The sequence below is a fragment of the Ningiella algicola genome (genome assembly GCF_028401415.2).
Taxonomy (GTDB): Bacteria; Pseudomonadota; Gammaproteobacteria; order Enterobacterales; family Alteromonadaceae; genus Glaciecola.
Window position 1 is genome coordinate 1,809,297 of record NZ_CP171821.2, and the last position, 19,055, is coordinate 1,828,351.

Genomic DNA, 19,055 nt, shown 5'->3' on the forward strand with positions numbered 1-19,055 from the left:
CGCTGATTGTTCTGTTTGATATTTACTGTGGATGCGTTACTATTTGCGACCCTTCCAAGGACGGTCGTAAGCACGTTTTGTGAACTCAAAGGGTCTGACAAGGCTTTGACTTAACATCGTCAAACGCAGTCTATTTATCACAAACAATGCTTCCTGAAATGTTAGCCAGTATGCTGCATGTTCCTGGCCGATGCTATAAACCCAGGGGGTTGCCTCTGTTGCTATTGTGCAAGCTCGGCTCGTATCGAGAAGCCTACGGTGACGATAATACCTCCACCGTGTCCTATTCGGCGCACGGACGAAAAGTATACAGCGGCATTTTGGGAGGCGCCTTTTTTAGCAACATAAACAGACTTATTCAGCAGGAATTTGATGGCTATATTCAATTTTGGCTCAATCAACATTGACCATGTATACAATGTGCCTCACTTCGTTCAGCCCGGCGAAACGCTCGGCTCTAGTGCATACGACGCCATATTAGGCGGTAAAGGAGCAAATCAATCCATTGCATGTGCCAAAGCCGGTGCAAGCACATTTCATGTAGGCAGCATTCACAGCAACGATGCAAATATGCTTAGCCCTATGTTAGATGCTTCTGTGAACATGAAGTTTGTGGTTCAACAAAATCATACACCTTCGGGTCACGCGATAATTCAAGTGAACGCACAAGGCGAGAACGCCATTATTTTATTCCCCGGGGCGAATCACTTGTTGACCGACGAGATAGTCAAAAATGCGCTTTCTCATGCAAATGAAGGTGACTGGGTGCTGCTTCAAAACGAAACCAACGATATTGATGTAATTATTGAAACCGCATTTGCCCATAAAATTCCCGTAGCATTCAATCCCGCTCCCATGACTGAAGCGGTAAAAGACCTTCCTCTTGAAAAAGTCAGCATGCTTATCGTTAACGAAATTGAAGCAAAGCAGCTGACTGGGACTGAGTCAATTGACGAGGCGCAGCAGGCTCTATTAGACATGTCTGAAAAAACCGAAGTGCTCTTTACTTTGGGTAAAAAAGGCGTGCGTTTTATCAAGCAATCGAAAGTCATTCATGTGGATGCATTTTCAGTGACAGCGGTGGACACCACAGCCGCTGGTGACACTTTTATTGGCTTCTTTTTAGCACAATACGCGATGTTACAAAGTACAATAGACGCGCATAATACTAATGAACTCTCAAACCAAGATGCAGCAATCACACAGGCCCTCACCAGAGCATGCGCTGCATCGGCCATATGCGTCACTCGCCATGGCGCTTCACCTTCTGTTCCAAGCGCAGATGAAGTGGATGAATTTTTACGAAAGCACCGAGTTTAGGCACACAACATAAGCACCTAATGACACTCGGATAACCCGCACACACTTAAAGACTATGAGAATATGACGCAAAAAATCATTCTGGACACCGACCCCGGCATCGACGATGCGATGGCTATTTTCTTTGCTTTTCAGTCTCCTGAGTTCGAAATACTAGGATTAACCACGGTTTTTGGCAACGTGCCAGTAGAGATGTCGGCGCAAAACGCCTTGAGTTTGGTTGAGCTTGCCAAACTTGATATACCTGTATTCAAAGGAGCAGGTATGCCTCACGTTGGCCCCGAATCAAGCTATGCGCATTTTGTTCATGGCGACGACGGATTTGGCAATATCAAACACCCACCACCCAAGGGCACAATACAGCAACAAAGCGCTGCAGAATTTATTGTGCAAAGCGCACGAAAGCATCCGGGTGAAATCACGCTTGTCGCCGTTGGCCCACTTAGTAACTTAGCTTTAGCCTTAAAACTCGAGCCTGAACTACCGCGTTTGATAAAAGCCGTAAATATTATGGGTGGCTCTGCCTTCGCGCCAGGCAATGTAACGCCAGTAGCAGAAGCCAACATCTGGAATGATGCCCATGCAGCAAATATCGTCTTTTCTGCCGGATGGACAGTCAATATGTTTGGGCTTGATGTGACCTACGATTTACCTTTTGCACCTGACTTTACCACTCGTCTTGAAAGTCAAAACTCAGTTCTAGGCGGCTTTGTAAAAAAAGCCGCTGAGTTTTATACTGACTTTTACTCGCAAGGTAAATCAGAACGCGTGTGTTTTTTCCACGACGCTTTTCCGCTCGCATATATGATACAACCCGACTTATTTGAGATGACCGAAGGGCATATTCGAGTAGGCACAGACCCGTTGCATCAAGGACAAACCAGTTTTGCGCCAGTGGGCACAACTACGAGTGATTTATGGCTTGATATGCCACTTGTTAAAGTTGCAACGAAAGTTGATCATAAACGCTTAACTAAGCTCTTTATTGATACCTATGGAAACTGAATCACGCGATGAATTGCCCGTAACAGCTAATGCCAGCATTATGCAAATTCGCAATACGCTCAGGCAAACCTTTCGAGAACGACGACGCTCACTAAACTCAAGCGAGAAACAAAGCGCTGCTCAAGCGCTTTTAGAGCGATGTAAAGCCTTAGAGTTGTTTGATGATTGCGAACGCATCGCACTTTACATGACTAGCGACAGCGAGTTAGATACACGCCCCTTAATTGAATACTTATGGTCACAAGGCAAGGTGGTTTACCTGCCGGTCCTTCATCCGTTTTGCAGTGGGCATTTGATATTCTTAGCGTATGATAAAAATACAATCATGAAGGCGAATGGCTATGGCATTTCTGAGCCGGTGCTTAACTGCAGTGAGCTGTGCCCTACTAATAAATTAGATATTTTGTTTACGCCATTGGTAGCCTTTGATGAAAGTGGAAATCGACTCGGTATGGGCGGCGGATTTTACGATCGTACCTTAGCTGGCCTAAAGAGAGCTGGCTTGAATAAAACAAGCGAAAAGGCTCCGAAGATCATCGGATTGGCGTATGATATACAAAAAACGCTTGCACTACCGGCGCAGGCTTGGGATGAGCCTCTTGGGAATATTCTGACGCCAACGACTTTTTTTCAGTTTGGGAGCTAGGGCACTTGAGGGAAAGAGGAGTCTCGCCTCCAGAAAGCATCGAAATCATGGATGATTTCGCTGAGCGCCCATGGACGGGTTCACAGCGGCTTTCTGGAGGCGAGACTCCTCTTTCCCTCAAGTGCCCTAGCTCCCAAACTGAAACCACAATTATAAATAAGCGAGATACTGATGACGCAAGATGAAAAAAAACGCGCAGTGGCGCATGCCGCTGTTGAGTATGCGCTTGAGCATCTAGACGCTGATAGCATTGTTGGCGTGGGAACAGGCTCTACAGTGAATTATTTTATTGACGCGCTAGCAGACAAAAAGCAACTCTTTGAAGGCGCAGTTTCAAGTTCAGACGCCTCCACAGAGCGTCTCAAAAAACACGGTATTGATGTATACGACTTAAATGAAGTAAGCAGCTTTGACATTTACGTGGACGGGGCAGATGAAATTACCGAACACATGCACATGATTAAAGGTGGCGGCGCTGCGCTTACTCGAGAAAAAATTGTCGCAGCAGTAGCAAAAACCTTTGTTTGCATTGTAGACGATAGCAAAGTAGTGCCAGTACTGGGTAAGTATCCACTCCCAGTTGAAGTCATTCCACTGGCTCGCTCATACGTTGCCAGAGAAATCGTCAAACTCGGTGGCGACCCGGTATACCGAGAAGGCTGCATAACCGACAACGGCAATGTTATTTTAGACGTGCACAACCTAACTATTCTTGAGCCAAGTAAACTTGAGTCTGAAATTAACCAGATTACTGGCGTAGTCACCAATGGAATATTTGCTCGACGCGCTGCTGATGTTGCGCTTGTTGCCGATGAAAATGGCGTCCAGCGTTTAAATTCGAATTAACAGAGTTAAGCTGAACTTAAGATAGTTACACATATAAGATTGGGCTTGGCATTGTGCTTAATTGCTATAAGCCAACGCGATTTTATACTTTGCTCTATGCTGGAATTTTGATATCTTCTGTGCCAATAAAATAGACGTCTAGATGTCTTACACTATCTCCCTATAACCACGAGCACCTCCACGATATGAGTTCCACCGTAAACAAAAAGTCCCTCGCAAAAGATAAAATTAAAATTCTCCTTTTAGAAGGCCTACACAATAGCGCCCTCGAGACTTTTCAAAATGCGGGCTACAGCAATATAGAAGCGCTTAAAACTTCCCTTCCTGAAAACGAGCTCATTGATAAAATTCAAGATGCGCATTTTGTGGGGATACGCTCACGCACCCAGTTAAGCGAAAATGTGGTGGCTCACGCCAAAAAGCTCGTTGCGGTGGGCTGTTTTTGTATTGGTACCAATCAGGTTGACCTGCAAGCTACCTTACTGCGAGGCGTACCGGTGTTTAACGCCCCCTTCTCCAATACGCGCTCAGTCGCCGAGCTTGTTCTTGGTCAAATCATATTGTTACTGCGCGGCATTCCGCGTAAAAACGCCAAAGCGCATCGAGGCGAATGGGAAAAAAGCGCGATTGATTCTTACGAAGCGCGCGGCAAAACGCTCGGTATTATTGGATACGGCCACATTGGCACCCAGCTAAGTATTTTGGCAGAACATTTAGGCATGCGCGTGCAGTTTTACGATATTGAAGATAAGCTTGTGCTTGGCAACTCAATTCAAATCAAGTCACTCAAACGTCTGTTGAACACCTCAGACATTGTAAGTTTGCATGTGCCAGAAACCACACATACCCAAAACATGATTGGTGAAGCTGAACTAAATGAGATGAAACAAGGCGCAATTCTAATCAATGCCGCTCGCGGAACCGTCATTGATATTGATGCCTTATGTCAAGCTATGGAAAGCGGCAAACTCAATGGCGCGGCGATTGATGTGTTTCCCATCGAGCCCAAATCCAATACTGAAGAATTTGAGTCACCGCTGCGCAAATTCGATAATGTCATTCTTACGCCACACGTAGGTGGCTCTACGCAAGAGGCTCAGCAAAACATTGGCATTGAAGTCGCGGGCAAATTAATTAAGTATTCTGACAATGGCTCCACCCTATCAGCGGTCAACTTCCCAGAAGTCTCACTACCTGAGCATGTTGAGCGTTCTCGCTTGCTGCACATCCACAAGAATCGTCCTGGCGTGATGACGCAAATTAACCAAGCCTTTGCCGACAAAGGCATTAATATTGCAGCGCAGTATTTACAGACAAACGAAGATATTGGTTATGTGGTAGTGGACGTTGATGCCGAGAATGCCGATGAAGCCTTTGAACATCTTACCCAGATTGAAGGAACGATTAAAACCCGTATGCTGCACTGGTAACCAGCTAAGCATAGATAAAAAAGCGCTAGTGATAAGAAGTGACAAACTCAAAGAAGTCACTTCTTATCACTAGCGCTTTACTATAAACGCCAATGAACGTTTAGAAGAAGCTGTAAACCAAGGTAACGGCCGTTTCAGTATCAAGTTTGTCGCGGTCTTCGGATGCTTCTGTATTGTGATTAAGCAGAAGCGATACGCGAAGGGCTAATCCACCAAAAAGCTGGGCAGTAAGCGCGGTTTCGGAACGGGTACGCGTATTTTCATCACCAATCTCCGTCGAAAAGGTTTGTGTAAACTGCGACGTTTCAGAAATATTCCAGTTGTAGTCGGCTGCCGCACGCACCACAAAGCCATCTAAGCTTTCTCCGTTAATGTCTTCAGAAAAAGTATAACCCGGACCAATACTGTAATCGAAAGATGAGGTATCGTTTTCCCATAATAATTGGTTCCAACCTGCAGCTATGGTGGCCTGATATTCAAAGTTGCTTAAGCGATTATCTTCATAAGACGCAAATCCAAACAGACGATGATTAGGATTTTCTAACTTGTAATTAGCCTGCGCAGAGCCAAATACACGTTGCGCCGTTGTATTGGTCACGTCCTCACCAGCCTCATTTCGAGTAGTGTCTTCGCTGTATAACCCTTCAACCAAGTATACATTGCTCCACCTTTCAAGCTCCTGCGTCGCATTCAGGCCGAAGGAGATTGACGTGGTGTCTGTATTACCTGTAGTGGCAATAAATCCAAACTCACCATCTAGCGTAAACGGCTTTGGCTCCTCTTCTTGTGCGATTACCGAAGTTGAGGCTAAGCCAAGTGCAATAAAGAGTGTAAGCGTATTAGTATTCATAGCGTGTCCATTAAATGTAGTCCGATTTATCTTACGATGTGTGTGAAGTCTTACGCTATCACAAACAGAGCAGAACGCTCTGATAGCTAAAGGGCGCAATGGTAAACAAATTCAAGCAACAATCCAATCAAAAAAACTGGTAGACCATAGAAATACTGGTCTGCGTGGTGAATCTGTCTATATTTCGCGACACATTTTCGTCCACGGCCATCTCAAAACTCAGTTTCATCGCGAAGCGCTCAAAAATTTTCGCGCTGATGGAGGTTTGCGATCGAGCATTGGTAAATAACTCTCCTACTTCCGCGCTAATCGACTGTCGAAAGCGAGTATCATTTTGAAAGCGATAGGCATAGTTTGCAGTCGCCCTTACGATCATTTCTTCGATAATCAGTCCAGTGTCATCTCTGGTCGAACGCGTCCAACCAGGTCCAAGACTATATCGAAAAGAGGTGTGGTCTTTTTTCAAGGCCAATTGACTCCAGCCCATTACGGCCGTGAGCTGATCACGTAAACGCAAAAATTGGTTGTCATCGTACTGTGCAAATAAAAACAGCCTGTTGGTAGGCGTACTAAGCTTGTAATCAATTTGCGCGGAAAATAAAAGGCGATTAGTTTCAATATCGTCAGCATCTTCTTCGTCGACTCTCGTACTTCTCGTTAACACTTGAAGTGAATATTGATTGCTCCAGTGCTCTAGCTCATGGTCAGCCTCAAACGCGGCTTTAAGCATGCTGGTATTAGTATTTCCCGTTGTCACCAAAAACCCAAACTCACCGTCAAGCTCAAACGAAGGAAAGTTTTCCTCTTCACCGGCAAAAAGCTGCTCAGGCTTTACGGTTAGCAACTTGATTAAATTACGTTTTCTGTGAGGATTTCTGAAAAAATCGGAGGCTTTCTTTTTGTGTAGCTCTTGGACTTGGGAGGCACTTTCACGCTCGTCAGCGAAACATCCATGAGCGAGTATTAAGATGACAAATAAGACGAGTACTTTCATGTGTCGCATTCACTAACTGAAATTAAGCGACTACGCGATCGCTAATCAACATGGTTTAATTATTATAGTTTTAACGCGACTTGGCGGCCGTAAATGATGTGCTACTTCAAACTAGCAGCAATTTTTAAGGACTCAGCAAGCGCGAATTCAATAATGATATCATATTCATATTCCTGCAATCCAATCATCTTAAGCGTTTCACTGCACACTCCTTGATGAGAGGTCACGCCTCTGCCGTCTTCAAAGTGAGCCATTATTTGTGAGGTGTACAAAATGCTTGCTTCAAAGCTTTGAAGAGGTGAGTGAGATAAATCAACTTGGCTCAAGGGCAAGTGAAGGCTTTCGGGCAAATTCCACTTCTCAAGGATCAAACCGCTGCATTGAGCAAAGGTAAAATCAAACACTTCTACTTGCGCTTGTGCAGGTAAAATAGTGTCGCTTAACTCAAGATAGTTTATGTATTTTTCTGGCATATGAGCAGCGCAGATCAGTTCGCTCAAATGCTGAAGAATGCCTAACACAAAGTATCGCTCACTACCTCTTACTTGCTTCTGCTGCGCCAGTGCTTTAGCAACTAAGCCCGATAGCACCGCCTTGTACCAGAATTTTTCAAAATCGATGAGCGAGCTGTCAAACGCTCGAAAGGCGTTATTTGCCGTTTCTGCCATCGAGATATTGTATGCTGCCTCACCCCCTATAATACTCAATGCCTTTGGTACAGACGACACCTGTGCAGGGAAGCGAAATAGTGCGCTGTTTGCCAGTTTAAGTACTTTGGCAGTCATTGACGGATCTAAAGACATGACCTGCGCCAAGTCGTCGATATCACTTTTGGGATCATCGAGTAGGGTTTGTAAACGCACACAGGTATGAGGTAAGGTGAAAGATTGAGAAGCTAATTTTACGATAGACGCTACAGACATCAACATGCTCGAAATAATGAAATTGAAGCGAGTATAGCCATTTCAATGTGCATCTTGCGTTCAGCAATTTATACCTACGAAATGCTCGGTATACCTCTTACGTAATGGCGATGGTAAATTGCATTGGATGCTTGAGTACAAATGAAGGAATTAAAAGAGGGAGCCCTGATTAAAGTGTACATCACTGTCTTGCGTTTTATTTTTCCGACCTAGATAGGCGCGTTTTCGCCTGTTGCAGGCCTGCACAATCACACGCTTAGTGCTGTCGTCAATGGAATGCCAGTGCGTGCGCTCTTCTCGACTTCTAAAGCAACCAATACAGTATCCACGGGGACCTGACTCGCATACGCCAATGCAAGGACTTGGAATGTCGAAAAATTCTAACTGGCGCATCTTACCTCACGCGTTGCAAACAGCATCGCTTGCCATTATAGACTGAGCATGCTCAAACATGAGAGATGGCTTTTTGTACAGTGCTCTGTGCGCTTAACGAAAACCCTCACTAGGTTCAGTTTTATGAATGATAAACTTTGGATAGGCTTTCAGCATCAAGGATGATTGAGCAGGAAGCAAAGGATTGCAAACAACCGAGTACTTTGAAAACAAGCTTACACAGAATGAGCAAGGGATTGAACGAGCATGGGTCGAAACGGCCTACTATTCACCTGAATGTATAGTGACCCACGAGAACGGACGAGTCAGCCACTATGCGAAGATTAATAGGCAAGGCGGTCAGTATTTGCGGGTGATTCTGCTTAAAGATAAACGCACAGTAAAAGACGCCTTTTTTGAACGGCACTTTCGTCCAAAGAAACATCTGTCTCGCGCACGAAGAGGCTAAGGCCTAGGTTTCTTATCGTACTTCACTTTTATCATCATACCCGGATATAAAACCTCCATTCCATGCACTATTTGCCCTTTGTAAAGCGGCGTAAGGGGCGTATGCAAACTGTTTTTTCCTTGCATCAAAACAGAGGGTTTAATTGCGACCTCATGTTGCTCATAGGTATAACAAGGTTCATCCATACCGGTGTAAGTAAGATAGCCGTTAATAACAACACCGTGGCTGTAACAAGATGACCAGCTTGCCCAATACATTTTAGCAGCACTTGCTTTTTCTACATCGCCCGTTAATGTAAATTCCGCATCTACGGCTTTACTGCGGGTTGTCCAGTGGTCTTCAACGTCATTTAGCCACGCCATTTCAATGCTGTGGCTGCGTGACAATGATAAGTCATCAACGACGGGAGTCACATAAGCGATGCCGTCAGGCGCAGTCACAATGGCAAGAATTTCAATCGCTCGGCTTTGTTCAGGAAGCCACGTGCTATCCCATTGAAAAGAATGCGGTGCTTTTTGGCTTGTACCAATATGATTGCCTAATTTACCCTTATGAATGGCGTACTGCCATTTGTAGCGCTGACCATTTCCATTAAAGTCAACGTCCTCAAACCTCCCAATGTAGTCCACTTTGTGGACAGGACCTTGGCTACTCACACTAAGCGTTGTAGACAACTGAATCTCGTTGTTTGGTGGTCTGTTAACCGTCGCACGGCTATGGGCTTTTGCAGAATTGTAATAAACTCGAAGCGTTATCCCATATACCAGATGCTGCGGCCAGTCCCAAGGGTGGGCTTCGTTAACGGTGAATTTGAAGGCATTGTTTTCCCCTTCATTTAGGGCGCTTATCGGAACATCAACATACGGCAAAAACAAATGCGGAAATTCAGTTTGTGGCTCTGGAATGTGGGGCGATTCTGGAAAGGCTAATACATCGCTCTGATTAATTTGCACGGCAAAACCGGTGGTGCCTTCGTGGGAAAGTAGTTTTTCAACAATAAGTTTTGCGCTTACCGCTTTGTCTAAGTCCAGGCTATGGCCGAAGGGAATAAAACCGTTTTGATGAAAACCAATGTCCTCTAGCTTCTTGTCGGTTAAATACCCATAATTCCCGCCAACTCGCAAAAAACCATCATCTTCAGTGGATTCAACAGTCCATACATAGTCCCTGTATACGTCGCCACTATCAAATAGTGCGTCATCAGCAGAAGCTGCGCTAATGCGAATAAATAAGGCAAAGAAAAGGGTAAATGTGATTGTTAAGCACAATTTGAAAAATCTAAATCGCATACACCAACCTAATACTGATGTGAGGACAGTTATCATTTCATTGCTTAGAAATACCTGCAAGTATTCAAAATACGTTTTGCTATTCATCTTTTGAGTTTTCAAGCCTGAGAAAAGTCGACTTCAGTGTGTGCGATTTTTGTATACGCAAAAAAAACCAGCATCGCTTTGGGATGCTGGTTCTCATTTCTCACATGTCAGTTTAATTAACCTCAACTCGGGATAAGCGATAGTGCAAATGCATGTTTTAACTATGTATTTATTAAATTATCACCAAGTAGTGATAAAAACGTGAAGTGCAAGGCGCAAAAGTGACGTAATAGTCATTCTATTGCTCGCTTTTGCAACGCAGTAATTCACGTTTTTAGCGCTACTTGGCGCTGTCGCTTATCCCGAGTTGAGGTTAACTAAAGCGACTATTTCTTTTTCTTAGCCTTCGGGTTTGGCATGTCAGTAATGCTACCTTCGAAAATCTCTGCTGCCAGACCAATGGACTCATTTAAGGTAGGGTGAGCGTGGATAGTCAATGCAATATCTTCTGCATCCGCACCCATTTCAATCGCCAGGCCAATTTCACCTAGCATTTCACCCGCATTGGTACCTACCAATGCACCACCAATTAAGCGATCGCTGTCTTTATCAAAAATCAGCTTAGTCATACCATCGGTTGCATCCGATGCGATAGCTCTGCCAGATGCTGCCCATGGAAAGCTAGCAGTTTCATAGCTAATTCCCTGCTCTTTTGCTTCTTTCTCAGTCAGGCCTACCCATGCAACTTCTGGTTCAGTATAGGCTACTGATGGAATGCATCGTGGGTCAAAGTAGTGTTTTTTGCCCGAAATAACTTCTGCTGCAACATGCCCCTCATGAACCGCTTTATGCGCCAGCATAGGTTGCCCGACCAAATCGCCAATCGCAAAAATGTGACTGACATTCGTTCGCATTTGCTTATCTACATTAATAAACCCGCGCTCATCAATATTCACGCCTGCTTTCTCAGCGGCAACAAGCGAACCGTTTGGCTTGCGACCCACTGCCACTAACACGCGGTCATAACGAACAGGTTCTGCTGGCGCATTTTTCCCTTCAAAGGTGACATATAAACCATCTTTTTTCGCATCAACTGCCGTGACTTTGGTTTCTAGCATTGTGTTGAATTTGTTTTTGATAGTCTTCATGTAGACTTTAACAATGTCTTTATCGGCTGCTGGCATTAACTGGTCTAAAAACTCGACCACATCTATTTGCGAACCAAGTGCGTGGTAGACTGTGCCCATTTCAAGACCAATGATACCGCCACCTAACACCAGCATTTTCTCTGGAATGTCTTTCATCTCCAAAGCGCCAGTAGAGTCAATTACCCGCTCGTCGTCGTGCGGAATAAACGGAAGGTTTACAGGTTCTGAACCCGCAGCGATAATCGCATTTTCGAAGCTAATGGTCGTTTTGCCGTCTTTACCTTCAACTTCCAAGGTGTTTGCGCCCGTAAACTTACCGTAGCCTTGCACAAAGTTTACTTTGCGCATCTTAGACATGCCCGACAAGCCCTTCGTCAACTGACCCACCACACCGTCTTTATAAGCACGGATTTTATCAAGGTCAAAGGTGGGCTCGCCAAATGAAACCCCGTGCGCTGATAAGTGCTTGGCTTCTTGAATCACCTTTGCAACATGAAGGAGTGCTTTTGACGGGATACACCCAACATTCAGACAAACGCCGCCCAGCGTGTCTCTTGCATCCACAATTACGGTATCAATACCTAAATCAGCAGCTCTAAATGCGGCTGAATATCCACCAGGACCTGCACCAAGTACCACTAATTGCGTTTTAATTTCGCTCATTATGACCTCAATTGACTGTTTCTGTTTGTTTCGACTTACTTAATAGCCGATGCTAATTTGCGCGTATTGTACGTTAAAATTGCCGCAGGGGTAGACCGCACAACCCACTTTTTTCCATTTTTTACTCGCTTGTTCACATCTGGACAAGCTCAAACACATTCATGTATTTTTGCATGGCTGGGGGGAGAAGAGGGGGTGTGCTATATGTAAGCGTCACGGGCAAGGACGCCCGTGCCGAGCGCCCATTGACGGGTTCACAGCGCCTTACATATAGCACACCCCCTCTTCTCCCCCTAGCCATGCAACAAGCACTACAACAGAATGCGACGAATATCCGCTAGGCATTCGCCAAGGTGTACTGCAAATCTGGCTGCTAGTGCGCCATCGATCACGCGGTGATCGTATGACAAGGACAGCGGCAACATTAAGCGAGGCTGGAACGCTTTACCATCCCACTTTGGTTTTATCTCAGATTTACTTACGCCCAATATTGCCACATCAGGCGCGTTCACAATTGGCGTAAATGCCGTACCGCCAATGCCGCCTAAGCTTGAAATAGTAAAGCAACTGCCCTGCATATCGGCAGATTTTAGCTTGCCATCTCTCGCCTTCACTGAAATTTCCATCAGCTCCTTTGAGATTTCAATGATGCCTTTTTTATCTACGTCACGCACCACCGGCACTACTAAGCCATTTGGCGTGTCAACAGCAATACCAATATGATAATACTTCTTCTGAATTAAGGACTCACCATCTGTCGACAAGGAAGTATTAAAGGTGGGGTATTGTTTAAGCGCATCGGCAACCGCCTTCATCATAAACACAAGCGGCGTAATTTTAACGCCTAGCTTGCGCTTCTCAGCGATGGCGTTTTGTTCCTTACGGAAACTTTCAAGGTCGGTAATGTCCGCCTCTTCAAATTGCGTGACGTGAGGGATAGTCACCCAATTTCGATGCAAATTAGGACCAGATAATTTTTGAATACGCGTTAGCGGCTTCTCTTCAATCTCGCCAAACTTGCTAAAATCGACTTTTGGCTGAGCAATAACCTGCAAACCACCTTCACCCTGAGCACTCACTGCACCAGCGCTCGCCTTGGGACGCGAAAGCTCGTATTTTACATACGACTGCACATCTTCTTTAAGGATGCGGTTCTTGCGACCTGAACCCTGAACTTGCGTCAGCTCAACCCCAAACTCACGTGCCAAACGTCGTACCGATGGAGATGCATGCACTTTACCCGATTTGCTCTTTGCACCCGCAGACGGATGATGCGGCACAGGCGGCGCTTTTTGAGCGCTTGCTTGCTGAGCGGCTGGCTTTTGAGCGGATTGTTTCGGTGTTTCTTGCTTAGGCGCCTCTTGTTTTGACGAGTCAGATGTCTCTTTTGTGCTGCCACCTGCCACTTCAAGGGTTAGCACCAACGACCCTTTTGATACTTTATCGCCTACGCTTATTTTCAAATCTTTGATAATACCAGCTTCAGGGGCAGGCACGTCCATTGTGGCTTTGTCAGTTTCAAGCGTAATAAGGCCATCTTCCGCTTCCACCTTGTCACCAGAGGCAACAAGCACTTCAATCACATCGACATCTTCTGCATCACCAATATCCGGCACGGTTACTTCAATAATACTGGTGCCAGTTGACTCAGCTTTAGGAGTAGGCGCCTCATCCTCTTTAACCGAGGGTTTATCATCAGAGCCTTTGCCATCACCTTCAGTGGTCAGTGTCAACACCAAAGAGCCCATAGACACCTTGTCGCCCACTGCCACTTTAAGTTCAAGCACCTTACCTGCTTGTGGTGCAGGCACGTCCATGGTCGCTTTATCTGTTTCAAGGGTAATCAGGCCATCTTCAGCTTCAACAACATCGCCCTCTTTCACCAAGATTTCAATAATCTCAACGTCTTCGGCATCACCAATATCGGGGACGGTTACGTTTAGGATTGGACCTGCCCCGCCGTCACCACCTCCGCCAGAATGCGAACCAGCTGAAGGTTTGTCGTCATCAACTGAGTCATCGCAATCATCTGAGGAGTCTTGATCGTCGTCTTGCTCTTTTTCTTTTTCAGGCGCATTGTCACCAGAGTCATCCGCGCTGCCAGCTTCTTCAGCTTTACCTAGCACATCGCCTTGCTTAATCTTATCGCCCACCGCCACTGAGATTTCTTTGACTGTGCCGTCGAAGGGAATCGGGATATCCATACTGGCTTTATCGCTTTCAACCGTGACAAATGCATCTTCTGCCTCAAGCTTTTGACCCACTTCCACGCAAAGCTCAATCACTTCAACTTCATCTTCACCCACATCGGGTACTACAACATCAACTAAATTCGCCATTGTCAGTCTCCTTATGCGTAAAGTGGGTTAATTTTATCAGCGTCAATATCCAGCTCTTTATGCGCTGCCATTAGCTCTTTCTCGCTGAAATCACCTTGCTTATACAATTCGTACAGTGCTGCATAAGCCACATGATTTGCATCAACTTCAAAGTGACGACGCAAATTGGCGCGGCTGTCGGAGCGACCAAAACCGTCTGTACCAAGCACCCGGTAGCTGCCAGGTACAAAAGGTCGCACCTGCTCGGCATACGCTTTTATATAATCGGTAGCGGCGATAGTGGGTCCATCAAAACCATCGTTTAGCACATCGGTAATATAAGGCGTTTTCGCTTTTCCTTTTGGATTACGCATGTTAAAGCGATCGCAGTCTATACCGTCTCGTCCAAGCTCATTAAATGAGGTGGCGCTATACACTTCAGAGGCAACGCCGTATTTATCGTGAAGCAGTGTTGCCGCTTCTCTCACCTGCACTAAAATAGTGCCACTGCCTAATAGCTTCACTTTCTTTTTAGATTTGGCCGTGCCCACTTTATCAAGTAAGTATAAGCCTTTAAGAATGCCCTCTTGGGAGCCTTTAGGCATTTCTGGCTGCACGTAGTTTTCGTTCATTACCGTTAAATAGAAGAACACGTTTTCTTGATCTTCTAGCATACGGCGAATGCCATCTTGCACAATGACCGCAACTTCAAAGCCATAAGTAGGGTCATAGCTCACGCAGTTGGGGATCAAGCCAGCCTGAATGTGGCTATGACCATCTTGGTGCTGCAAACCTTCACCGTTTAGTGTTGTGCGCCCTGCCGTGCCACCTACTAAGAAGCCGCGGCACTGCGAATCACCTGCCGCCCAAGCCATATCGCCCACGCGCTGGAAGCCGAACATAGAATAGTAAATGTAGACTGGGAGCATAGGTAGATTGTTGAGCGAGTAAGACGTACCTGCTGCCACAAAAGACGACATTGCGCCAAGCTCATTTATGCCCTCTTGCAGTACTTGACCTTTTTTATCTTCGCGATAGTACGCCACTTGGTCTTTATCTTGTGGCACATATTTTTGCCCCGTGTTGGAGTAGATGCCCACTTGACGGAACAAGCCTTCCATACCAAAAGTACGGGCTTCATCAGGGATAATAGGCACCACTCGGCCACCCATTTGCTTATCTTTAAGCATTACCGTAAGCACCCGAACAAATGCCATAGTCGTAGATATTTCACGATCGCCAGAGCCTTTAGTAACTGCCTCAAAGGCTTTAAGCGGAGGCGCAGGTAGCTCTTCAGTAGACTTCGGACGACGCACCGGCATAAAACCGTTTAAGGCTTCACGCTTTTCTTTGAGGTACTTGTACTCTGGGCTGTCTTCTTCAAATTTGAAGTATTTTAAGTCGGCACAATCGTCATCTGACAATGGAATGTTGAAACGATCGCGATACTGCTTCACAGAATCGGCAGCCATCTTCTTCACGTTGTGAGCGATGTTTTTACCTTCACCCGCATCACCCAGGCCATAACCTTTAACGGTTTTGGCAAGAATGACCTGCGGTCGGCCTTTGGTTTCAGTCGCTCTTTTGTAAGCTGCATACACCTTCACTGGATCGTGACCACCACGGTTCAGACGCCAAATGTCTTCATCAGACATATTTGACACCATCTCTTTTAGCTCTGGATACTTACCAAAGAAGTTTTCGCGCGTGTAGTTGCCGCCTTTTGCTTTATAGTTTTGATATTCACCATCCACGGTTTCGTTCATCACGTCGAGTAATTTACCTGAACCGTCACGGGCTAATAGTGGATCCCAATAGCGACCCCAAATGACTTTCAGCACTTCCCAACCGGCCCCGCGAAAGACGCCCTCTAGCTCCTGAATAATCTTACCGTTACCACGCACCGGACCATCTAAGCGCTGCAAGTTACAGTTAATCACAAAGGTGAGGTTGTCTAGGTTTTCGCGCGAGGCTAAACCAATGGCGCCCAAGCTTTCTGGCTCATCCACTTCACCGTCACCCATAAAGCACCAAACGCGCTGGTTTGAGCAGTCTTTTAATCCGCGGTTAGTGAGGTATTTTAAAAACCGTGCAAGATAAATAGCCTGCATAGGACCCAAGCCCATGGATACCGTTGGAAACTGCCAGAAATCAGGCATCAGTTTAGGGTGCGGATATGAAGATAATCCCTTACCGTCTACTTCTTGACGAAACATATCCAACTGATCATGGCTTAATCGCCCTTCGATGTAAGCGCGGGAATAAATACCGGGAGAGGCATGACCTTGTACAAACAAATAATCGCCTCCGTTGTCTTCGGTTGGCGCGCGGAAAAAGTGGTTAAAACCGACATCATAAAGCATGGCAGAAGATGCGAAGCTTGAAATATGCCCACCCAACTCTAGATCTTTCTTAGAGCCGCGAAGTACCATCATCAGAGCATTCCAGCGAATAGCATTACGGATTTTGGTTTCTATTGTTTGGTCGCCCGGCATGGTTGGCTCTTGGCCAGCGGGGATAGTATTGATGTAAGCTGTGGTCGCATCGTAGGGTAGATGTGCACCATTACGCCGAGCTTTTTCAATTAAAGACTCAAGCAAATAGTGAGCGCGATCTACGCCTTCTTCTTCTAGCACTGCTTCAAGGGCGTCTAACCATTCTTGGGTTTCTTGCGGGTCAACATCGTTCATCGTGCCCTCAGCGGTATTAGACAAATTGTCAGCCATAGCTTATTCCTATTCTTGTATTTCAATAAAAAATCTTCAAAAAAAGCAAGATGAACCTTCATGCTTGCTGATATAGTGCGCAAGTTAAGCGCTTTAATTATTACCTTCACTATTCACATCCAAGCGGCGAATGCGTCTTTGTACATTAGCGTCGCGTTGATTAATTTCTAATAGTGTTTTCTCAATAAACTCTAAATGCGTATGACTCGCTGAGCGTGCCATTATTGGGTCGCCTTTGACAATGGCACTCACAATATCTTCGCGCTGTTGCCGTATCACTTGCTCCACATCTGCCCCACTTCTGAGCATGCTTAAATTGCGTTGAATGTTATCAATTAGCATCGTTTGCATGGTTCTCATCACATGCAGCAAAACCATATTGTGCGACGCTTTTGCCATAGTCAGATAAAACTCGGTTAGGGCTTTTGCTTCTTGCTCAATTCCTGCTTCATTCTGTTCAGACGTCAACGCGTGCAAATTAATGAGCGCGTCATTTAAAGCCTCATAATCGGACTCTTGTCCTCTTAACGCTGCGTAGTATGCTGCCATCCCCTCAAGCGCATGGCGAAATTCAAGCAAATCAAATTGTGTCTCAGGGCGAGTTGCTACCAAATCCATCAGTGGATCGGTCATCGCTTTGTTTAAATTTTTGGTGACAAACGTGCCGCCGCCTTGCTTACGCTCTATTAGGCCTTTGGCGCTAAGGTTTTGAATCGCTTCGCGAAGAGATGGGCGCGAAACTTGGAATTTTTCGGCAAGCAAGCGCTCAGGTAAAAGCTTTTCGCCAGCGGTAAGGGTACCGTCAACAATCATCGTTTCAAGACGCTCTGTGATCATGTCTGAAATTTTAGCTTGCTTAATCATGACCTGTTTCACCTAAAGGTTATCCGCTGCGAATGTGTACCAAAGCCACTCTAAAAGCTTTGGTTTTGGCTGACAGAAGACTAAATGGTAATACCAATTAACCAAACATTGTATTGGAGTTTTTATGAAAGGTAAAGAGTAAGCGCAACTTCTAAGACACTACTCCGACCATTGTTGCCACTGATAGCGCTATTAAAATGAAAACTATGTTGCGCTTAACGAGTTTAACGAGTTGCAGGGGTTCGTTTAAACAAACGTCTTTATTGTCGTCTCTGTTCGTCCTCACATCTTCTGCTGCTCGAGCCACTTTGGCTAGGGCGTCATACGAACTCATGGAGCCGTTCAGCAAAATGTCAAACCACGCATTGAACGCGTTGGTGAAATGGCCAACGACCAAAAAGCCAAAGGTGGTAATGCGAACGGGGATCCAATCGAGAATGAACAAAATCTTGAGCGCATCATTATGCGCATTAGTAAGTTTTTCAATTTCGCCACCTTGATCAGCCGGTTGCGCTTGAGAAGAAACTTCAGATTCGCCCTGCTCTTTAAGCGCAGTATTAAGCTTGTCGTTTTGATATCTTGCCCATTCCTTTACTAAGGAATAGAAAATCAGTCCAGGTACACCCGTTAAGATAAAGAACAAAAGCACTGACGCGTACTGACGATAGTTAACAAGCACGAGCTGCTTGCCAACGTTGTCAAGCTGGCCGCCTTCGTTGCCAAACGACATGCTGTGTAAAGAACATGCCTCGAAGTCGTCTCGGTTAGCGGCTTGAAGGTAGCGTTTGTAGGTATTGCGGGTCACAGGACAACCTAAACATATCCAAAGCACCAATATGCTTGCCAGAAACATCAAGATACCGGGTAGCCAGTCCATCAGAAAGTACGCAGCGATAGCTGGACAAGCGGCCACGAGCAAACATGCAATGATTCCAGATAAGCTGGCAAACCATTTTGTTTCCAAAATAAAAGAAAAATAATGATTGGCAAGGTTTGCAATATGAAACTGCTTCGATTTTGTTGTAACGCGTTCAAGCGCCATAACAATAAGTACAGTAAATAAAGTCACGATAGGCTCGTTAGTTATTTATAAGCAATACAAGCAAGTATATGGTTTATGGACGAACCTTCAATGTTTATCTTGGTTGACCTAGTAACAATTATC

16 protein-coding genes and 1 other RNA gene are annotated in these 19,055 nt (G+C 45.5%); 7 read left to right on the plus strand and 10 right to left on the minus strand.

The genetic code is table 11. The features are described from left to right. Positions 1-147 precede the first annotated feature (147 nt). From ssrS to serA, 6 genes are all read left to right on the plus strand, one after another. Positions 148-331, plus strand: a non-coding RNA gene (gene ssrS / locus PN836_RS07930) — 6S RNA. A gap of 41 nt (positions 332-372) precedes the next feature. Beyond that, entirely contained in the window at positions 373-1,320 is a 948-nt protein-coding gene (locus PN836_RS07935; protein WP_395344705.1) for a ribokinase, read from the plus strand. Positions 1,321-1,383: 63 nt separating this feature from the next. Then, positions 1,384-2,325, plus strand: a complete 942-nt coding sequence (locus tag PN836_RS07940; RefSeq protein ID WP_395344706.1) for a nucleoside hydrolase — start codon at positions 1,384-1,386, stop codon at positions 2,323-2,325. Beyond that, positions 2,315-2,971 (plus strand): 5-formyltetrahydrofolate cyclo-ligase, encoded by a 657-nt coding sequence (locus tag PN836_RS07945; RefSeq protein ID WP_395344707.1) that lies wholly within the window; start codon positions 2,315-2,317, stop codon positions 2,969-2,971. The genes PN836_RS07940 and PN836_RS07945 overlap by 11 nt, the downstream gene beginning before the upstream one ends. Positions 2,972-3,142: 171 nt before the next feature. Further along, positions 3,143-3,817, plus strand: coding sequence for a ribose-5-phosphate isomerase RpiA (gene rpiA, locus PN836_RS07950; RefSeq protein WP_395344708.1), 675 nt, complete (start codon positions 3,143-3,145; stop codon positions 3,815-3,817). A 185-nt stretch (positions 3,818-4,002) separates the two neighbouring features. Continuing rightward, positions 4,003-5,247, plus strand: a complete 1,245-nt coding sequence (gene serA / locus PN836_RS07955) for a phosphoglycerate dehydrogenase (RefSeq protein WP_395344709.1) — start codon at positions 4,003-4,005, stop codon at positions 5,245-5,247. A 100-nt stretch (positions 5,248-5,347) separates the two neighbouring features. Here the strand turns inward: serA and PN836_RS07960 are convergent, their stop codons facing one another. The 4 genes from PN836_RS07960 to PN836_RS07975 all read right to left on the minus strand — a co-directional run bounded on the left by PN836_RS07960 (position 5,348) and on the right by PN836_RS07975 (position 8,407). Next, positions 5,348-6,097: a DUF481 domain-containing protein gene (locus tag PN836_RS07960; RefSeq protein WP_395344710.1), complete on the minus strand. Its 750-nt coding sequence runs from the start codon at positions 6,095-6,097 to the stop codon at positions 5,348-5,350. Positions 6,098-6,224: 127 nt separating this feature from the next. After that, on the minus strand, positions 6,225-7,091 hold the full coding sequence (locus PN836_RS07965) for a DUF481 domain-containing protein (protein ID WP_395344711.1): 867 nt from the start codon (positions 7,089-7,091) through the stop codon (positions 6,225-6,227). 101 nt (positions 7,092-7,192) lie between these two features. Then, complete coding sequence (locus PN836_RS07970) at positions 7,193-8,014, minus strand: HDOD domain-containing protein (protein WP_395344712.1); 822 nt, start codon at positions 8,012-8,014, stop codon at positions 7,193-7,195. A gap of 150 nt (positions 8,015-8,164) precedes the next feature. Further along, positions 8,165-8,407, minus strand: a complete 243-nt coding sequence (locus tag PN836_RS07975; protein ID WP_395344713.1) for a DUF1289 domain-containing protein — start codon at positions 8,405-8,407, stop codon at positions 8,165-8,167. Between the two features lie 184 nt (positions 8,408-8,591). Between PN836_RS07975 and PN836_RS07980 the strand changes: the two genes are divergently transcribed. Beyond that, the gene (locus PN836_RS07980) at positions 8,592-8,855 is read left to right on the plus strand and encodes a hypothetical protein (RefSeq protein WP_395344714.1); all 264 of its coding nucleotides are present in this window, start codon (positions 8,592-8,594) and stop codon (positions 8,853-8,855) included. On the opposite strand, the gene PN836_RS07985 is transcribed toward PN836_RS07980, so the two are convergent. From PN836_RS07985 to ampE, 6 genes are all read right to left on the minus strand, one after another. Further along, positions 8,852-10,144, minus strand: a complete 1,293-nt coding sequence (locus tag PN836_RS07985; RefSeq protein WP_395344715.1) for a hypothetical protein — start codon at positions 10,142-10,144, stop codon at positions 8,852-8,854. The genes PN836_RS07980 and PN836_RS07985 overlap by 4 nt on opposite strands. 413 nt (positions 10,145-10,557) lie before the next feature. Continuing rightward, positions 10,558-11,982, minus strand: coding sequence for a dihydrolipoyl dehydrogenase (gene lpdA, locus PN836_RS07990; RefSeq protein ID WP_395344716.1), 1,425 nt, complete (start codon positions 11,980-11,982; stop codon positions 10,558-10,560). 311 nt (positions 11,983-12,293) lie between these two features. Beyond that, positions 12,294-14,321: a dihydrolipoyllysine-residue acetyltransferase gene (gene aceF / locus PN836_RS07995; RefSeq protein ID WP_395344717.1), complete on the minus strand. Its 2,028-nt coding sequence runs from the start codon at positions 14,319-14,321 to the stop codon at positions 12,294-12,296. An 11-nt stretch (positions 14,322-14,332) separates the two neighbouring features. After that, on the minus strand, positions 14,333-17,026 hold the full coding sequence (gene aceE / locus PN836_RS08000) for a pyruvate dehydrogenase (acetyl-transferring), homodimeric type (protein ID WP_395344718.1): 2,694 nt from the start codon (positions 17,024-17,026) through the stop codon (positions 14,333-14,335). Positions 17,027-17,119: 93 nt separating this feature from the next. After that, complete coding sequence (locus tag PN836_RS08005) at positions 17,120-17,890, minus strand: GntR family transcriptional regulator (protein ID WP_395344719.1); 771 nt, start codon at positions 17,888-17,890, stop codon at positions 17,120-17,122. Positions 17,891-18,041: 151 nt separating this feature from the next. Then, positions 18,042-18,959, minus strand: coding sequence for a regulatory signaling modulator protein AmpE (gene ampE / locus PN836_RS08010; protein ID WP_395344720.1), 918 nt, complete (start codon positions 18,957-18,959; stop codon positions 18,042-18,044). Between the last annotated feature and the right edge of the window lie 96 nt (positions 18,960-19,055).